The sequence below is a fragment of the Methylotenera sp. 1P/1 genome, from assembly GCF_000384355.1.
Classification (GTDB): domain Bacteria; phylum Pseudomonadota; class Gammaproteobacteria; order Burkholderiales; family Methylophilaceae; genus Methylophilus.
In genome coordinates this window covers 2,261,070-2,278,677 of record NZ_ARWC01000001.1, presented here as the reverse complement: position 1 = coordinate 2,278,677, position 17,608 = coordinate 2,261,070, and the positions used below count along the sequence as shown (strand labels likewise).

19 protein-coding genes and 5 tRNA genes are annotated in these 17,608 nt (G+C 46.0%); 1 reads left to right on the top strand and 23 read right to left on the bottom strand.

The genetic code is table 11. The annotated features are described in order from the left end of the window. Positions 1-8: 8 nt before the first annotated feature. The 19 genes from rpoB to A3Q3_RS0110925 all read right to left on the bottom strand — a co-directional run bounded on the left by rpoB (position 9) and on the right by A3Q3_RS0110925 (position 14,587). A complete protein-coding gene (gene rpoB, locus A3Q3_RS0111015; protein ID WP_020183645.1) occupies positions 9-4,181 on the bottom strand; it encodes a DNA-directed RNA polymerase subunit beta in 4,173 nt (1,390 codons plus the stop codon). 221 nt (positions 4,182-4,402) lie between these two features. After that, the gene (rplL, locus tag A3Q3_RS0111010) at positions 4,403-4,780 is read right to left on the bottom strand and encodes a 50S ribosomal protein L7/L12 (protein WP_020183644.1); all 378 of its coding nucleotides are present in this window, start codon (positions 4,778-4,780) and stop codon (positions 4,403-4,405) included. Positions 4,781-4,818: 38 nt separating this feature from the next. Beyond that, on the bottom strand, positions 4,819-5,310 hold the full coding sequence (gene rplJ / locus A3Q3_RS0111005; RefSeq protein WP_020183643.1) for a 50S ribosomal protein L10: 492 nt from the start codon (positions 5,308-5,310) through the stop codon (positions 4,819-4,821). 288 nt (positions 5,311-5,598) lie between these two features. After that, positions 5,599-6,282: a 50S ribosomal protein L1 gene (gene rplA / locus A3Q3_RS0111000; RefSeq protein ID WP_020183642.1), complete on the bottom strand. Its 684-nt coding sequence runs from the start codon at positions 6,280-6,282 to the stop codon at positions 5,599-5,601. A gap of 1 nt (position 6,283) precedes the next feature. Beyond that, positions 6,284-6,715 (bottom strand): 50S ribosomal protein L11, encoded by a 432-nt coding sequence (rplK, locus tag A3Q3_RS0110995; RefSeq protein ID WP_020183641.1) that lies wholly within the window; start codon positions 6,713-6,715, stop codon positions 6,284-6,286. A gap of 86 nt (positions 6,716-6,801) precedes the next feature. After that, positions 6,802-7,338 carry a transcription termination/antitermination protein NusG gene (gene nusG, locus A3Q3_RS0110990; protein ID WP_020183640.1) on the bottom strand — a complete coding sequence of 179 codons (537 nt, stop codon included), beginning with the start codon at positions 7,336-7,338 and terminating at the stop codon, positions 6,802-6,804. Continuing rightward, on the bottom strand, positions 7,338-7,685 hold the full coding sequence (secE, locus tag A3Q3_RS0110985) for a preprotein translocase subunit SecE (RefSeq protein ID WP_020183639.1): 348 nt from the start codon (positions 7,683-7,685) through the stop codon (positions 7,338-7,340). Before secE ends, nusG begins: the two co-directional genes overlap by 1 nt. 58 nt (positions 7,686-7,743) lie before the next feature. Further along, positions 7,744-7,819: transfer RNA gene (locus tag A3Q3_RS0110980), tRNA-Trp, on the bottom strand. Positions 7,820-7,882: 63 nt separating this feature from the next. Continuing rightward, the gene (gene tuf, locus A3Q3_RS0110975) at positions 7,883-9,073 is read right to left on the bottom strand and encodes an elongation factor Tu (protein WP_020183638.1); all 1,191 of its coding nucleotides are present in this window, start codon (positions 9,071-9,073) and stop codon (positions 7,883-7,885) included. Between the two features lie 148 nt (positions 9,074-9,221). Next, positions 9,222-9,296: transfer RNA gene (locus tag A3Q3_RS0110970), tRNA-Thr, on the bottom strand. Positions 9,297-9,331: 35 nt separating this feature from the next. Next, positions 9,332-9,407 (bottom strand) — tRNA-Gly (locus tag A3Q3_RS0110965). 93 nt (positions 9,408-9,500) lie between these two features. Beyond that, a tRNA-Tyr gene (locus A3Q3_RS0110960) sits at positions 9,501-9,585 on the bottom strand. 108 nt (positions 9,586-9,693) lie between these two features. Beyond that, positions 9,694-9,769 (bottom strand) — tRNA-Thr (locus tag A3Q3_RS0110955). 117 nt (positions 9,770-9,886) lie between these two features. Continuing rightward, the gene (locus A3Q3_RS0110950; protein WP_020183637.1) at positions 9,887-10,309 is read right to left on the bottom strand and encodes a ClpXP protease specificity-enhancing factor; all 423 of its coding nucleotides are present in this window, start codon (positions 10,307-10,309) and stop codon (positions 9,887-9,889) included. A gap of 119 nt (positions 10,310-10,428) precedes the next feature. Continuing rightward, positions 10,429-11,028, bottom strand: coding sequence for a glutathione S-transferase N-terminal domain-containing protein (locus tag A3Q3_RS0110945; RefSeq protein ID WP_020183636.1), 600 nt, complete (start codon positions 11,026-11,028; stop codon positions 10,429-10,431). 62 nt (positions 11,029-11,090) lie between these two features. Continuing rightward, positions 11,091-11,783 (bottom strand): cytochrome c1, encoded by a 693-nt coding sequence (locus A3Q3_RS0110940; RefSeq protein WP_020183635.1) that lies wholly within the window; start codon positions 11,781-11,783, stop codon positions 11,091-11,093. A 1-nt stretch (position 11,784) separates the two neighbouring features. Next, a complete protein-coding gene (locus tag A3Q3_RS0110935) occupies positions 11,785-13,086 on the bottom strand; it encodes a cytochrome b N-terminal domain-containing protein (protein ID WP_088177912.1) in 1,302 nt (433 codons plus the stop codon). A gap of 17 nt (positions 13,087-13,103) precedes the next feature. Next, a complete protein-coding gene (gene petA, locus A3Q3_RS0110930) occupies positions 13,104-13,724 on the bottom strand; it encodes a ubiquinol-cytochrome c reductase iron-sulfur subunit (protein ID WP_020183633.1) in 621 nt (206 codons plus the stop codon). Positions 13,725-13,840: 116 nt separating this feature from the next. Further along, on the bottom strand, positions 13,841-14,587 hold the full coding sequence (locus A3Q3_RS0110925) for a Nif3-like dinuclear metal center hexameric protein (RefSeq protein ID WP_020183632.1): 747 nt from the start codon (positions 14,585-14,587) through the stop codon (positions 13,841-13,843). Positions 14,588-14,632: 45 nt separating this feature from the next. Here A3Q3_RS0110925 and A3Q3_RS0110920 point away from each other — a divergent pair, with 45 nt between their 5' ends. Beyond that, complete coding sequence (locus A3Q3_RS0110920; RefSeq protein WP_020183631.1) at positions 14,633-15,787, top strand: Do family serine endopeptidase; 1,155 nt, start codon at positions 14,633-14,635, stop codon at positions 15,785-15,787. A 4-nt stretch (positions 15,788-15,791) separates the two neighbouring features. Here A3Q3_RS0110920 and tatC read toward each other — a convergent pair whose 3' ends face one another. From tatC to A3Q3_RS0110900, 4 genes are read right to left on the bottom strand one after another with little or no spacing between them, the layout of a single operon-like run. After that, positions 15,792-16,523 carry a twin-arginine translocase subunit TatC gene (gene tatC, locus A3Q3_RS0110915; protein WP_020183630.1) on the bottom strand — a complete coding sequence of 244 codons (732 nt, stop codon included), beginning with the start codon at positions 16,521-16,523 and terminating at the stop codon, positions 15,792-15,794. A gap of 22 nt (positions 16,524-16,545) precedes the next feature. Then, positions 16,546-16,965: a Sec-independent protein translocase protein TatB gene (gene tatB, locus A3Q3_RS0110910; protein ID WP_020183629.1), complete on the bottom strand. Its 420-nt coding sequence runs from the start codon at positions 16,963-16,965 to the stop codon at positions 16,546-16,548. Positions 16,966-16,970: 5 nt separating this feature from the next. Further along, entirely contained in the window at positions 16,971-17,183 is a 213-nt protein-coding gene (gene tatA / locus A3Q3_RS0110905; RefSeq protein ID WP_020183628.1) for a Sec-independent protein translocase subunit TatA, read from the bottom strand. A gap of 39 nt (positions 17,184-17,222) precedes the next feature. Then, positions 17,223-17,555, bottom strand: a complete 333-nt coding sequence (locus tag A3Q3_RS0110900; RefSeq protein ID WP_020183627.1) for a histidine triad nucleotide-binding protein — start codon at positions 17,553-17,555, stop codon at positions 17,223-17,225. Between the last annotated feature and the right edge of the window lie 53 nt (positions 17,556-17,608).

The following is a 17,608-nucleotide window of genomic DNA, read 5'->3' as shown; positions in this document are numbered from 1 at the left end:
AATTCTCCTTAATTACGATCTAAATCGATGTCGATAGCGAGTGAACGAATTTCTTTCACCAACACATTGAATGACTCTGGCATACCAGCATCGATTTTGTGTTCGCCCTTCACAATATTTTCATACACTTTGGTACGGCCGTTGACGTCATCTGACTTGACGGTCAGCATTTCTTGTAAGGTGTATGACGCACCATACGCTTCCAATGCCCAAACCTCCATCTCACCAAAACGTTGACCACCGAATTGCGCTTTACCGCCCAATGGTTGTTGTGTCACAAGTGAGTAAGGACCAGTAGAACGTGCATGCATCTTGTCATCCACCAAGTGGTGCAATTTCAATACATGCATGTAACCTACAGTCACTGGACGCTCAAACGCATCGCCAGTACGGCCATCAAATAATTTCACTTGGGTTTTACCCGCGTGGAATTGCAGTTTCTTCGTGTGTTCGTCATCATCAGGGAATGCTAAATCCAACATCGCTTTAATATCAGACTCGGCTGCACCGTCAAACACTGGCGTTGCAAATGGCACACCGTATTTCAAGTTTTGCGCAAGTTCTAATATTTCTTTATCCGTGAATGATGCAATGTCTTCTTTTTTCCCTGTGCTGCTGTTGTAGATTTTGTCTAAGAACTGACGAATCTCAGCCACCTTGGTTTCAGCTTGCAACATATCACCAATGCGTTTGCCCAACCCTTTGGCAGCCCAACCTAAGTGGGTTTCCAAAATTTGACCAATGTTCATCCGTGATGGAACACCTAGTGGGTTCAGCACGATATCCAATGGTGTACCGTCTGCCATGTGTGGCATATCTTCTACCGGGCAGATTTTTGAAATCACACCCTTGTTACCGTGACGGCCGGCCATTTTGTCACCAGGCTGAATACGACGTTTAACGGCTAAGTATACTTTTACCATTTTTTGTACGCCTGGTGGCAATTCGTCACCTTGCGTCAATTTACGTTTTTTCTCTTCAAACTTGTTGTCAAATTCGATACGTGCTTGGCTTAAGCTGTCTTTCAATTGCTCTAATTGACGTGCTGCATCTTCGTCGCTTAAACGAATATCAAACCAGTCATAGCGACCGACAGAGGCTAAATACTCGGGTGTTAATGCATCCCCTTTTTTTAGCTTATTAGGACCGCCAGTGGCGGCTTTTCCCGCTAACAAACGACTGATACGGCCAAAGGTGTCGTCTTCCACAATACGCATTTGGTCAGCCAAGTCTTGTTTGTAATCATTAAGCTGGTCATCAATAATTTGTTGTGCACGTGCATCACGGTCAATACCTTCACGCGTAAATACTTGCACGTCAATGACTGTACCGCTCATGCCAGAAGGCACACGCAATGAAGTATCTTTTACGTCAGAGGCTTTCTCGCCGAAAATCGCACGCAGCAATTTTTCTTCCGGTGTCAGTGTAGTTTCACCTTTTGGTGTCACTTTACCTACAAGCACATCGCCAGCTTCTACTTCAGCACCAATGTAAATAATGCCTGAGTCATCCAAACGACCGAGCATGCGCTCTGACAAGTTGGAGATATCACGCGTAATTTCTTCAGGGCCTAATTTAGTATCACGTGCTACTACTGACAGCTCTTCAATATGGATTGAAGTATAGCGATCATCAGCCACTACGCGCTCTGAAATCAAGATCGAGTCTTCGTAGTTGTAACCGTTCCAAGGCATAAAGCCTACCAACATATTTTGGCCAAGTGCTAACTCACCCATGTCTGTTGACGCACCATCTGCGACCACATCACCACGTGAAATCACTTCACCCACCTTCACCAACGGACGTTGGTTAATATTGGTATTTTGGTTAGAACGCGTATATTTGATTAAGTTGTAAATATCTACACCTACTTCGCCAGCTTGCGCTTCAGCATCGTGTACACGGACCACAATACGGCTTGAATCCACGTAATCCACAATACCGCCACGGCGTGCTTGTACTGTCGTACCGGAGTCAACCGCTACCGTACGCTCAATGCCTGTACCCACCACGGCTTTTTCAGCGCGCAGACATGGCACGGCTTGACGTTGCATGTTGGCACCCATCAATGCACGGTTCGCGTCATCGTGTTCTAGGAACGGAATCAATGAAGCCGCCACTGACACAATTTGACTTGGCGCCACGTCCATGTACTGCACACGTTCAGGCTGCGTCATCGTAAACTCATTGTGATGACGTGAAGACACTAACTCTTCTTTAAAGCCACCTTTGGCATCCAATGCTGTATTCGCTTGCGCGATCATGTATTGGCTTTCTTCAATGGCAGATAAAAACTCAATGTTATCTGTGACTTTATTGTCGTCTACACGGCGATATGGTGTTTCTAAGAAACCATATTGGTTAGTACGTGCATACAGCGCTAGTGAGTTGATCAAACCAATGTTTGGGCCCTCTGGCGTTTCAATTGGACATACGCGACCATAGTGTGTTGTATGTACGTCACGTACCTCAAAGCCTGCACGCTCACGCGTTAAACCGCCAGGCCCTAATGCAGAAATACGACGTTTGTGCGTAATTTCTGATAATGGGTTGGTTTGGTCCATAAATTGTGACAATTGGCTAGAACCAAAGAATTCACGAATCGCGCTAGACACTGGTTTCGCATTAATCAAATCGTGCGGCATCAGATTGTCTGATTCAGCTTGTGATAAACGCTCTTTTACAGCACGCTCCACACGCACCAAACCGGCACGGAATTGGTTCTCAGCAAGCTCACCTACTGAACGGATACGACGATTACCTAAGTGATCAATATCATCAATCTCGCCACGACCATTGCGCAATTCAATCAATACGCCAATCACAGCAAGAATGTCGTGTGTATTGAGGATGTTAGCGCCTGTGTCGCCTTGCTCACCTGTCATGGCATAGAAATTACGCAACCAGTTAGCACTGCGTTCTTCTTGTTTGGTTGGATAGGCACGACGGTTAAATTTCATACGGCCTACCACTGACAAGTCATAGCGCTCTTCAGAGAAGAACAAGCCATTGAATAACGCTTCTACAGCTTCTTCGGTTGGCGGTTCGCCTGGACGCATCATACGGTAGATGGCTACGCGCGCGCTGTATTGGTCAGGGATTTCATCAATACGCAATGTTTGAGAAATAAAATCACCGTGGTCTAAATCATTGGTATATAACGTGTTGATTTCAGACACTTTTGCTTCAATCAGTTTATCCAACAATGTTTCTGTAATTTCATCATTGGCATTCGCAATGACTTCACCAGTTTCTTTGTCGATGATATTGGCAACGATTGCACGACCCAAAATAAAGTCAGTTGGCACCACAATTTTGGTCACGCCAGCTTTTTCAATATCACGGATGTGTTTCACCGTAATGCGCTTGTCTTTAGCAACGAGTACTTCACCTGCTTTATCAGCGATGTCGAATTTAGCCACTTCACCACGTAAGCGGTCAGCCACCAATGTAAATTCCACGCCTTTCGGGCCAATATGGAACGTATCGGTATCGTTAAATGTTTGCAGAATTTGTTCTGGGGTGTAACCCAATGCTTTCAGCAAAATGGTCACTGGCATCTTACGACGACGATCCACACGGAAGTACAAGTAATCTTTAGGATCGAACTCAAAATCTAACCATGAACCACGGTAAGGAATGATACGTGCTGAGAACAGCAATTTACCTGAGCTATGTGTTTTACCGCGGTCATGCTCAAAGAACACACCTGGGCTACGGTGCAATTGTGAAACAATCACACGCTCTGTACCGTTAATCACGAACGAGCCATTTTCAGTCATCAAAGGCAATTCGCCCATGTACACTTCCTGCTCTTTCACTTCTTTCACGGTCGGCTTAGAAGCCTCTTTGTCCATGATGGTCAAACGCACTTTTACGCGCAATGGTGCAGCGTAAGTCAAGCCACGTTGTTGACACTCTTTGACATCAAATGGCTCTGCGCCTAATTGATAGCTCACGTAATCCAAACGTGCATTACCTGAGTGGCTCACAATAGGAAATACGGAACGGAATGTTGACTCCAGGCCATCATTGGTACGTTTGTCTGTTGGAATCTCTGCCTGCAAAAAGGCCTTGTAGGACTCCAATTGCATCGCGAGTAAATAAGGAACTTCTTGAACGCTCTCTCGTTTAGCAAAGCTTTTACGAATGCGTTTTTTTTCGGTAAAGGAATAGCTCATAGCGTCTCCTGAAATTTTGAGGGTAGAAGACAAAACACTTTTCATCCACTGCAATGTTTTGATTTCTAACTTCTTTTTTAAGTGAAATAGAAATTATTGACTTCTAATGCGACCCGCCCATACGTTGATATGGTGGAGGTTACATTTTGTTACATAGTACCTACCTACAAACGGCGAAGGCTGACGGTCTCCCGTCAGCCTCACCTAGTCCTAAAATAGGATTATTTGATTTCGCCAGTTGCGCCAGCTTCAATCAATTTTTTCAATGCTGCGTCAGCGTCAGCTTTGCTTACGCCTTCTTTAATTGCTTTTGGTGCGCCGTCAACTAAGTCTTTCGCTTCTTTCAAGCCTAAAGCTGTCAATTCGCGAACTGCTTTAATCACGTTCACTTTGCTTTCGCCAGCTGCCAACAAGATCACGTTGAACTCTGTTTGCTCTGCTGCGGCAGCTGCTGGAGCACCTGCTGCGCCACCAGCTGCTACTGCTACTGCAGCTGCTGATACACCAAATTTCTCTTCGATTTCTTTAATCAGTGCTGAAAGCTCCAACACTGACATTGAACCAACTGCGTCTAAAATATCTGCATTTGAAATTGCCATTTGAATATTCCCTAAAATTTAATAATGTTGCGTATGAATTAAGCTGCTTCTTTAGCGTCACGAACCGCTGCAAGTGCGCGCGCAAATTTGGTTGGCACTTCGTTGAGTGTACGTGCGAATTTCGCAAGCAACTCTTCTCTGCCCAATGTAGATGCCAAGGCTTGTACCCCAGCTAAATCCATCACCTGATTTGGCATTGCGCCCGCTTTGATCACGAACTTGTCGTTAGTTTTAGCAAAATTGTTTAACACTTTTGCTGCGGCCACTGGATCGGTAGATATACCAAACACCAATGGACCTACCATTTGGTCTGCTAAAGCAGAAAATGGCGTACCTTCTACCGCACGGCGTACAAGTGTATTTTTCAACACACGCAAATAAACGCCAGCTTTACGTGCTTCCGCACGCAATACTGTCAAATCTGCCACACCAATACCACGGTACTCAGCAAGAACAATTGCTTGCGCTGATGCAACTTGCGCACTAACTTCGGCAACGACTTCTTTTTTCTCTGTAAGATTGAGACTCAAGGTCTTTTCTCCTTCCGTTAATAAAGCACAACACGACTGTGTTGCACCGCTCACGGCGTCCTTATTCAGGGCATATTCATATCCTGTATCGGGTTCGCCATCTGCGTTGGTCTTTACTTTAAATAAACAGAGGAAATGGTCATAGAAGCCCCGTCACCCATTTATTTTCCGTATTGATTAAATCCCTAAGGATACCAACGGTCTTTGATGTTCCTGCCGCACGTTTAACAACTTAAACATGCAGCAGTCCCAAAGTTCTTTTTAAGGCAATATTTGCCTAACTACTAATTACACTAATGTGGCTTGATCCACACGCACACCAGGACCCATCGTGCTAGAGACAGATACTTTTTTCAAGTACACGCCTTTAGTCGAGGCTGGTTTTGCTTTATTCAACGCTTCCACCAATGCAGCCAAGTTACCTTGCAATTGCTCTAATGTGAATGAAGCGCGACCAATGGTGCAATGAATAATGCCGCCTTTATCAGTACGGTATTGCACTTGACCAGCTTTTGCGTTTTTAACTGCAGCTGCCGCGTCTGGAGTCACTGTGCCCACTTTTGGGTTTGGCATCAAACCACGTGGTCCCAACACTTGACCCAAAGCACCTACGATACGCATCGCATCTGGTGTGGCAATCGCCACATCAAAATCCAACATACCAGCCTTGACTTGCTCAGCCAAATCTTCAAAACCCACGATATCCGCACCCGCTGCTTTTGCAGCTTCGGCTTGCGCGCCTTGAGCAAACACCGCAACGCGTGTTGTTTTACCTGTACCGTTTGGCAATACCAAAGCACCACGTACCAATTGGTCAGATTTACGTGCGTCAATACCCAAATTAACCACAGCATCAACTGACTCGTTAAATTTGGCAGTTGCGCCCTCTTTTACCAAACCCAATGCTTCTTGCACTGGATACAATTTATTGCGGTCAATTTTTGCGCGCAATGCATCAATTCTTTTCGCCATGTTATACACCCTCCACTTCGATACCCATACTGCGCGCACTACCTGCAATCGTACGCACCGCTGCATCCATGTCGGCTGCAGTCAGGTCAGGCATTTTAGTTTTAGCAATTTCTTCCGCTTGTGCGCGTGTGATTTTGCCTACTTTATCGGTATGTGGACGCGCTGAACCTTTGTCCAATTTAGCCGCTTTTTTGATCAAAATCGTCGCTGGCGGTGTTTTCATCACAAACGTGAAGCTCTTATCCGCAAACGCTGTAATCACTACTGGGATTGGAAGCCCTGGCTCAACACCTTGTGTTGCAGCGTTGAACGCTTTACAGAATTCCATAATATTCAAACCACGTTGACCCAATGCTGGACCTACGGGTGGACTTGGGTTGGCTTTACCTGCAGGAATTTGCAGTTTAATGTAGCCGATGACTTTTTTTGCCATAACAACACTCCTAAAATGGGTACAAACGCTTTAACTTAAGCTCCCCGTTAAACACAAATTGCCCGCTAATGCAGGCAATCTACTTACTATACTTCTTTTTCTATCTGACTAAAGTCCAACTCTACTGGTGTTGCGCGACCAAAAATGACCACGGAAACACGCAATTTGCTTTTTTCGTAGTTCACTTCTTCCACACCACCAGAGAAGTCTTTAAACGGACCATCAATCACACGTACAGACTCACCTTTTTCAAAGGTCAGTTTTTGCGTCGGATTCGACTTACTGTCATCCATACGTCTCAGAATAATCTCTACTTCTTTATCTTTAATCGGTGTTGGCTTTTGTGCAGTACCTCCAATGAAAGAAGTCACACGTGGCGTACTTTTCACCAAGTGCCAGCTTTCATCCGTCATATCCATTTGCACTAACACATAGCCTGGGTACAAGCGACGCTCTGAAATGGTCTTTTGACCAGATTTCATTTCCACCACTTCTTCCACAGGCACCAAAATATCGCCAAACTGATCTTGCAAGCCTGAGCGCGCAATACGCTCCTCAAGGCCGGCCTTTACAGATTTTTCCATTCCGGAAAAGGCTTGGACTGCATACCAACGCATACTCATTAAGCACTCCGTCCCATTAACCATTGCACCATGTAAGCGAAGCCAATATCCACCACCGCCAAAAAGGCAGCCATAATCAGCACCAACACAAATACTGCAATGGTGGTTTGAATCGTTTCTTTACGTGTCGGCCACACCACGCGTTTAGCTTCTGCAACCGAATCACCGACAAAGCCAAGCGCGTCCTTACCCAGCGGCGATGTCCACATCACTGCCAAGCCCGCCGCGATGCCCGCCATTACCGCCAAAATGCGTAAGACGAGCGCCTTGTCTTCCAAAAGATAAAAACCAGCAATCCCCGCCACAACCAACAACAGAGATACTACTAGTTTTAATTTATCCATCATAAGTGTTTCACTTAATTATAAAAGCAAACCATTTTTTCAAATGGTTTGCATTGTTATTTGGCAGGCCAAGAGGGTCTCGAACCCCCAACCCTCGGTTTTGGAGACCGATACTCTACCAATTGAGCTATTGGCCTATACAACTTTAACTGTTCAAAAAGCCACACCGGGTTGCTGGCATGGCTTTCATATCAAGCGTATTACGCGATGACTTTAGCGACCACACCAGCACCAACGGTACGACCACCTTCACGAATCGCGAAGCGTAAGCCTTCTTCCATCGCAATCGGGGCAATCAATGTCACAGTGATAGATACGTTATCACCTGGCATCACCATTTCTGTACCTGCTGGCAATTCTACAGCACCCGTTACGTCTGTCGTACGAAAGTAGAATTGTGGACGGTAACCTTGGAAGAATGGTGTATGACGACCACCTTCATCTTTACCCAACACGTAGATTTCTGCTGTGAATTTTGTGTGTGGTTTGATAGAACCAGATTTAGCCAATACTTGACCGCGTTCCACTTCTTCACGTTTTGTACCACGTAACAATACACCTACGTTGTCGCCTGCTTGACCTTGGTCAAGTAACTTACGGAACATTTCAACGCCTGTACAGGTTGTTTTTAATGTGTCTTTGATACCAACGATTTCGATCTCGTCACCTACTTTAACGATACCGCGTTCGATACGGCCAGTCACTACAGTACCGCGACCAGAGATAGAGAATACGTCTTCTACTGGCATCAGGAATGTACCGTCAACTGCACGCTCTGGCATTGGGATGTAGCTGTCTAGTGCGTCAGCCAATGCGAAGATGGCTGGTTCGCCGATTGGTGATTGGTCACCTTCTAGAGCTAATTTAGCTGAGCCTTTGATGATTGGGGTGTCGTCACCTGGGAAGTCGTATTTAGACAATAGGTCACGCACTTCCATTTCAACCAACTCTAACAATTCAGCGTCATCTACCATGTCTGCTTTGTTCAGGAATACAACGATGTATGGCACACCTACTTGACGCGCTAACAGGATGTGTTCACGTGTTTGTGGCATAGGGCCGTCAGCAGCTGAACATACCAAGATTGCGCCGTCCATTTGTGCAGCACCGGTAATCATGTTTTTAACATAGTCGGCGTGGCCTGGGCAGTCTACGTGTGCGTAGTGACGTGTGGCTGTCTCGTACTCAACGTGTGCTGTGTTAATGGTAATACCACGTGCTTTTTCTTCTGGCGCCGCGTCAATTTGATCGTAAGCCTTGGCTTCACCACCAAATTTCTTGGTCAATACTGTAGTAATCGCCGCTGTTAATGTCGTCTTACCGTGGTCAACGTGACCAATCGTACCGACGTTCACATGTGGCTTGGTACGTTCAAATTTGCCTTTTGCCATGATTGATTTCCTTTACCTTAATGTCTTTAAATTTCTTTAAAATTTTATTAACTTAATTTTCAACTTAAAAATTGGTTTTTTTGTAAAAGCTTTATTCAACTTAATAAAACTTTATCTTCCCAAATCATACTTTTTGATTCGCTTTACATGGTGCCCATGGCGGGAATCGGACCCGCGACCTCTCCCTTACCAAGGGAGTGCTCTACCACTGAGCCACATGGGCCCGTTACTTCCACAACTAAGGCAACGCCCTATATCTGGAGCGGGCGACGAGGCTCGAACTCGCGACATTCAGTTTGGAAAACTGAAGCTCTACCAACTGAGCTACACCCGCGTTACTAATCCGACGCCATCATTCACACTTTGTTCGCCGGTTTAATCACTTGAAGCCAAGCCAACAAGCCCTACAACTTTACTTCTTTATTTTTGGTGGAGGGGGAAGGATTCGAACCTTCGTACTCTGAGAGAACGGATTTACAGTCCGTCGCCTTTAACCACTCGGCCACCCCTCCTAACCGAACCCGCGATTATGCTTACATTTCAACTTTCTGTCAAATGCTCACATTAAAAAAACGCAATTTATTATGACTGCGTTTTTTACATTTGGAATGGTATAGATCTGGTGCCGGGTATCGGAATCGAACTGATGACCTTCGCATTACAAGTGCGCTGCTCTACCAACTGAGCTAACCCGGCATTTTCTTGAAGGCGTGACTATATCACTATTTTTAAATTTTCGACTAGCCCTTTTTACAAAAAAACTTAATTTTTTTGCAATTTTTTGAAGCGATGCGTTTTAGGCCTGCATCTATACTATTTGACTATCTTAAGCGTGGGTTTACGTTTGTCATTTGGCGATGCATCCACTTTGTCTATTTGACCTTGCGGCTCGAGGGTTGGCACCTGTGGGGCATCAGCAATATCCTCCACCTCAAAGAACATCCCCTGTCCGTTTTCACGCGCGAATATGCCTTTGACAGCGCCAATCGGAATATAGAGATGTTGTGATACGCCGCCGAACCGCGCGGAAAACACAACTGCTTCGTTATCGATATGCAAATCTTTGGTGGCCGAATAATTGATGTTCAGTACAATTTCCCCATCTTTGACATAGGCCATAGGCACGCGCGTTTGCGGCCCTACCACCACCAATAAATGTGGCGTCAAGCCATTGTCCACGCACCACTCGTGAATGGCGCGAATCATATAAGGTTTAGTGGGAATAAGTTCAGTCATGAGGGTGTCCTATGGTATTGCTATTGATCATACTACTGCGTACGACAGTAAGCCAGAAAGTATAAAGCGAGCACATCTTTCAATGCACTCGCTTTATCATTTCCATTCAGCACGTCGATTTATTTACGCATTGCTTTTTCTGATGGTGTCATCGCATCTGCATACAGCGGACGTGAGAACAAACGCTCAGCATATTTCAACAATGGTGCCGCCTGATTTGGCAACTCAATACCGTAGTGCCCTAAGCGCCAAAGCAATGGTGTCACCGCCACATCCAACATGGAGTACTCATCACCCAGCAAATAGTTTTGCTTGCTAAAAATCGGCACAATTTGCGTCAAGTTATCACGGATAGTTTTACGCGCAGCATCCGCTTTAGCGTCGTCACCGGACTCAATGTCTTTGATGTGGTCAAACAGATCTTTTTCAAAGTTATACAAGAACAATCTTGCACGTGCACGCATCACTGGATCTGCAGGCATAAGTTGTGGATGTGGAAAACGCTCATCAATATATTCATTGATAATGTTTGCCTCCGACAAAATGAGGTCACGCTCCACCAACACTGGCACGCTACCGTAAGGGTTAAGCACAGCCAAGTCTTCGGATTTGTTGGCCAAATCCACATCAATCACTTCAAAGTCCATGCCTTTTTCAAACAATACAATACGGCAGCGATGGCTATAGGGATCAACTGTCCCCGAATATAATTTCATCATAATTTATGCTTCTCTCTTCATATCAACAGATAGACTACTCAAGGACTGAGCAGCCTTCCATCTTATTTAATGTCTTTCCAATACTCGGTTTTAATTTTCTTCACGAGTACAAATAGCACCCCAAGGAACAGCAATACAAAAATACCAATGAACTGGCGGCTTTGTTTGGCGGGCTCCGCCATAAACGCCATAAAGTTAGTCAAATCACCTACCATTTCATTGTATTCGGCAGGGCTCAACTTACCCGGCTTGACCAATTCCAAGGCATGGGTTTCGTGATTCAATACTTGTACGCCTTGCAACTCATACAACACATGCGGCATGGCCACTTTGTCATATACCGTATTATTCCAACCGGTAGGACGCGTATCATCTTTATAGAATCCGCGTAAATAAGCGTAAAGCCAATCTGCACCGCGTGCACGCACCTCCACCGACAAATCCGGCGGCGTTGCACCAAACCACTTTTTCGCGTCTTTCGGGTCAATCGCCACTTGCATGGTATCGCCTACTTTATCGCCCGCCAGCAGTAGATTGTCTTTAATTTGCTTCTCAGACAAGCCAATATCTTGCAAACGGTTATAACGCATGTAGTTGGCACTGTGACAATTGAGGCAGTAATTCACAAACGTTCTTGCGCCACGCTGTAAAGACGCATGATTACCTAAGTCCACAGGTGCTTTAACGGTAATTTCAGCCTCATTCGCTAACGCTAATACTGGCAACAGCAACAAACTTAATAAAATGCTTTTCATATTAATGCGTTACCCTTTCTGGCACTGGCTTTGTTTTATCACGTTTGGTATACCAAGGCATTAACGCAAAGAACAGGAAATACACCGTCATACAAATACGTGCGACCACGGTTGCACGATCAGCCTTACCCATCCACGCGCCAAACTGACCCCAAACATCTGCGGGCACGGTACCTAAATAACCCAATATCAAGAAGCTCACGACAAATGCAGCTAGCCAGCGTTTGTAGAGCGCACCACGGTAGCGAATCGACTTGACCGCACCTCTGTCTAACCAAGGCAAGAATGCAAATACTACAACTGACAAGCCCATGGCGACTACACCAGGGAACTGTGAGATACCAATTGGTGGCACAGCACGCAAGATGGAGTAGTAAGGTGTGAAATACCAAACAGGGGCAATGTGCGCAGGCGTTTTCAATGGATCTGCCGGCACAAAGTTATTGGCCTCTAGGAAGTAACCGCCCATCTCCGGCGCAAAGAACACAATGGCTGCAAACACCATCAAGAACACCACCACACCCACCAAGTCTTTAACAGAGTAGTAAGGATGGAATGGAATACCATCTAATGGAATGCCTGTTTTCTTATCCTTGTGCGCTTTGATTTCTACACCATCCGGGTTGTTTGAACCCACTTCATGCAAGGCAATCAAATGCACAGCTACCAAGCCCAACAACACCAATGGCAGAGCAATGACGTGAAAGGCAAAGAAACGGTTCAATGTCGCATCCGATACCAAATAGTCACCACGCAACCACTCAGACAAATCCGGACCAATGAATGGCACTGTAGAGAACAGGTTCACAATTACTTGCGCACCCCAATAGGACATTTGACCCCATGGCAACAAGTAGCCAAAGAATGCCTCACCCATCAACACTAAGAAAATGCCTACACCGAACAACCAGATCAATTCGCGGGGTGTGCGGTATGAACCGTAGATCAAACCGCGGAACATATGCATATACACCACCACAAAGAACATGGAAGCACCGGTGGAGTGCATATAACGAATAATATTGCCGCCAAACACATCACGCATGATGTACTCAACAGAGGCAAACGCTTGTTGCGCATCTGGTTTGTAATGCATGGTCAGAAAAATACCGGTCACAATTTGCATGACCAATACTAACAATGCTAACGAACCAAAGAAGTACCAAAAGTTAAAATTCTTAGGTGCGTAATATTCGGTGAGGTGATTTTTGATGTTACTGGTGAGTGGGAAACGCGCATCCACCCAATCCACAACACCTGCCAGACCGCCTGTAGTAGTGGCGGTGACTTTTTGCTCTGCCATAGGACTATTTTTCATTTCTAGGCCTCCGCCTTTTTATCTACGCCGATTAACAATGTAGCATCAGTGAGATATTGATGTGGTGGCACCACCAAGTTAGTCGGTGCAGGAGAGCCTTTAAACACACGGCCGGATAAATCGAATTTAGAACCGTGACATGGACAGACAAAACCGCCATCCCAGTCTGCCGTCTCCGCAAAGTTAGCATTAGGCGAGCAGCCCAAATGGGTACAGGTACCCAACATCACTGCGTATTTTTCATTGATCGCGCGGCCTTTGTTTTTACAATACTCAGGCTGTTGCGGCACATCCAGGTCAGGGTCAGACAACTGATTCTTGTGCGCATCTAACTTTGCAAGCATTTCTTCAGTGCGGTGGATAATCCACACCGGTTGGCCACGCCACTCAGCCGTCATCATGCTACCAGCCTCAATTTTACTAATATCCACCTCAACTGGCGCGCCTGCTGCTTTTGCACGCTCACTCGGCAACATACTGCCAACAAAAGGTACGGCCACGGCAGCAACACCGACTGCACCAGTGGCAGCAGTCGCCTGAATGAGGAATTTACGTTTTTCTACATCAACTTCGGAGGGCGGCTGAAACGAGAGCCCATTGGCGTCATGTTTGGTGTCTGACATTGGCTTCCTTAACTTGCTCTTTTGGAGCAATTTTTACAGGTTAAACAAAAACAGGATTATACATTTTTTTATTGGCACATCCAAATTTTATTGGATAAGTATTTGATAAATATCAATTAAACAGGATTATCAATATCGACAAATTCGTGACTTAAACCAAACTGATTGGCTAAATGAACGCCCAAGGCCTGAATACCATATCGCTCGGTTGCATGATGGCCCGCTGCCATGTACGCCGTATTGGATTCACGCACGGCATGGACGGTTTGCTCCGATATCTCACCACTGATAAACAGATCCACTTCGGCGGCAATCGCCACATCAATATACTGCTGCGCCGCCCCGGTACACCACGCCACAGTCTTGATTAAAGATCGGGTGCTAGGAATAATTTGTGGCACTCTACCCAATTTTTCAGCCACATGCAGGCTAAGCTGCTGAATAGAGAGCGGCTGCGCCAGCGTCGCTTTGGCGATCATCTGCTTATCATCCAGCCATGCTTCTATATCAAATCCCAGTTGCTGTCCCAACATCACGTTATTGCCAAATTGTGGGTGGGCATCTAGCGGCAAATGATAGGCGAACAGATTGATGTCGTGCTGAAGCAGGGTTTGGATTCTTTGCTTTTTAATACCCAAAATTTCTGGCGGCTCGCCGCGCCAAAAATAGCCATGATGCACCAGAATTGCATCTGCATTTCTCTTAACCGCCGCATCTATCAGCGCCTGCGAAGCGGTCACCCCAGTCACAATACGTTGTATCTCGGATTTTCCCTCTACCTGCAGACCATTTGGGCAGTAGTCATTAAAGCGAGCGGGCTGTAAAATATCCTTCAAATACAAGTTAAGTGCGCTTAATTTCATATCATTTCCAATATACTGAGTTATCTTTATTTACCTGAAGGTGTTATGCGTAAAATTTGGCTTATTTTTGCACAATCTGTGACCGCCTGCTTGGGCCTTTTGTTTGTATTAAGAATGTTCTACCCGGAACTGCTTGCCATCAAGTCTGCTCCCGTCATTATCAAACAAGTCGAGCCTACAGCAAAAGTAGAAACTAAAGGAGGCTACAGTCTAGCGGCTGAAAAAGCCATGCCCACCGTCGTCAATATTTTCACCTCCAGCAAAGTAGCCAGCACAGACCCTAACCAACAATATCTGGACGACCCCTTGTTTAGGCACTTTTTTGGCGATCAGCTGAATAATCAGGAAGCCCAGCCAGAAAGCAGCCTTGGTAGTGGCGTTATTGTCAGCGCGCAGGGCCTGATCATGACCAACAACCATGTCGTCAATACTGCAGACGAGATTGAAGTTGCACTAGCCGATGGCCGCAAACTTTCTGCCAGAGTAGTGGGCACAGATCCGGAAACGGATTTGGCCGTACTCAAAGTGGACGCAGATAACCTGCCTGCGATTACGTTTGCCAATAGCGAAAAACTCAAAGTGGGTGATGTGGTATTAGCCATCGGCAATCCGTTTGGCGTTGGCCAAACTGTTACGCAAGGTATTATCAGCGCGCTTGGCCGCAACCATTTGGGCATTAATACATTTGAAAATTTCATTCAAACCGATGCCTCCATCAACCCAGGCAACTCTGGTGGCGCACTGATTGACGCCGATGGTAATTTAATCGGCATTAATAGCGCGATTTACTCTCGCAGCGGCGGTAGTATGGGCATTGGCTTTGCCATCCCCGTCAGCATCGCCAAGCAGGTCATGGAGCAAATCACACTCACCGGCAGCGTCACCCGCGGCTGGATTGGGATTGAAGCGCAAGACATTACACCGGAATTGGCTGAGTCTTTTAAGCTGGACAAAGCGGAAGGCTCTCTGATCGCTGGCATTTTGCGTGACAGCCCTGCTGATGCGGCAGGGTTAAAGCCCGGCGATATTTTGGTGTCCATCAATGGCAACAAGGTGACGGATAGCGAGTCTATGTTGAATCTGATTGCGGTATTACAGCCAAAGCAGAAAGCAACGCTAGGCATTGTCAGAACGGGCAAATTGATTGAAGTGGAGTTGCTGGTTGGAAAACGCCCCAGACCAGTAGCGGCAAAAAGATAGTAAGTTAAGCTTGTATACTATTGGCTTTAGGTTGCGTGTATTTCACTACCAATACGCCTAACTCATAAAGCAACCACAGCGGTACTGCCAGCATAAACTGCGAGATGATATCCGGTGGTGTAAAGATAGCGCCTAAAATAAACGCGCCCACCACTACATAACCACGCGCCTCTTGTAACTGAGCTACCGTTACCCAACCAAAGCGGGCAACCAGCACGACAGCAATCGGCACTTCAAACGCCAGGCCAAACGCCATAAACAAAGTCATGACAAAATCCAGATATTCGGAAATATCTGTCATCACCGCGACCCCGGCTGGCGCGCTCCCCACAATAAAGCCAAATACCACGGGGAACACCAAGAAGTATGCAAACGCCATCCCAAGCATGAACAATAGTGTGCTGGCAACAATCACGGGCAACATCAACTTTTTTTCATGCGCATACAGGCCAGGCGCAATAAACGACCACACTTGATAAATGGTATGCGGTAACGAAATCACAAAAGCCGCCATCATGGCCACTTTCATCGGCACAAAAAACGGTGTTGTCACTGCAGTGGCAATCATCTGGCCGCCTGCAGGCAGCTTGGCTAGCATGGGCGCTGCCAATAGGCTGTAGATACGGTTTGCAAACGGAAATAGCCCAATAAACACCAGTACAAACCCTAGCACAATCCGCAACAAGCGGTTTCTGAGTTCGATCAAATGTGAAATAAAGGATTCTGTTGGGGTCATATCGGCGTCTATTGCTAATGCGCTATTCTGGCTGCGCAGGTTTCTTGCTGACACGCGCACGTTTTACCTTAGGCGTAGACAACGCATCATCACCGGCGGCAGGTTGGGATTTTTTGATTTTGGGGCTTGCTTTTCTTTTAGTGGCAGGCTTGGAAACAGGGGCTACACCATCATCCATAGTGGTGTCTTGCAGAGATTGTACGCCCGCCATAATGCTGGATTCAGTTTGCAAAGCAGCACTATTGACTTCTTGCTGGAGCTTTTGCAACTCTTCAAAACGCATTTCGCGATTCACTTCATCTTTTACCTGCGCAACAAATCGCTGCATGCGCCCGGTATAAGCACCCAATGTACGCGCTAGCTTTGGTAATTTCTCCGGACCAATCACCAACAGTGCCACAACTGCAATGACAATCAACTCCGAAAATGAAATATCAAACACGGCGACTATTGCTTAGTTTTATGTGTGACTTCGCCTTCAATCGTCTTGCCAGCACTTTCATCAGCAACTTCAGGTGACTGACCATCTTTCACGGCTTTTTTAAACTCATTTACTGCGCCACCTACATCGCTACCAATATTGCGTAGTTTTTTAGTACCAAATACCAGCACAACAATTAGTAACACAATCAACCAGTGCCATAAACTAAAAGAACCCATGATAATCTCCTTAATTTGTGTAACGTCTAGGCGCAGGCATCAACTGCCTGCAGGCCCGCCACCAAATACGTGTATATGTAAATGAAAAACTTCCTGCCCACCTTCGCGGCCAGTATTGATGAGCGTTTTAAACCCTGCCAAGCCTTGCGCCTCTGCCAACTTGGGCACCAGTAGCAACATCTTGCCCAACAAGGCTTGATGACTTGCATCACACTCTTTCAGGCTAGGCACATGTAATTTCGGCACAATTAAAAAATGTACTTTGGCCATGGGTTTGATATCAAAAAACGCAATTACGTCTTCATCTTCATAGATTTTTTTTGATGGGATACTACCCGCAAATATTTTACAAAAAATGCAATCTTCATCCATGTCCTACACCCCGTTAATGCCAAACAATTGTGGTTAAGTCACAACCAATCACA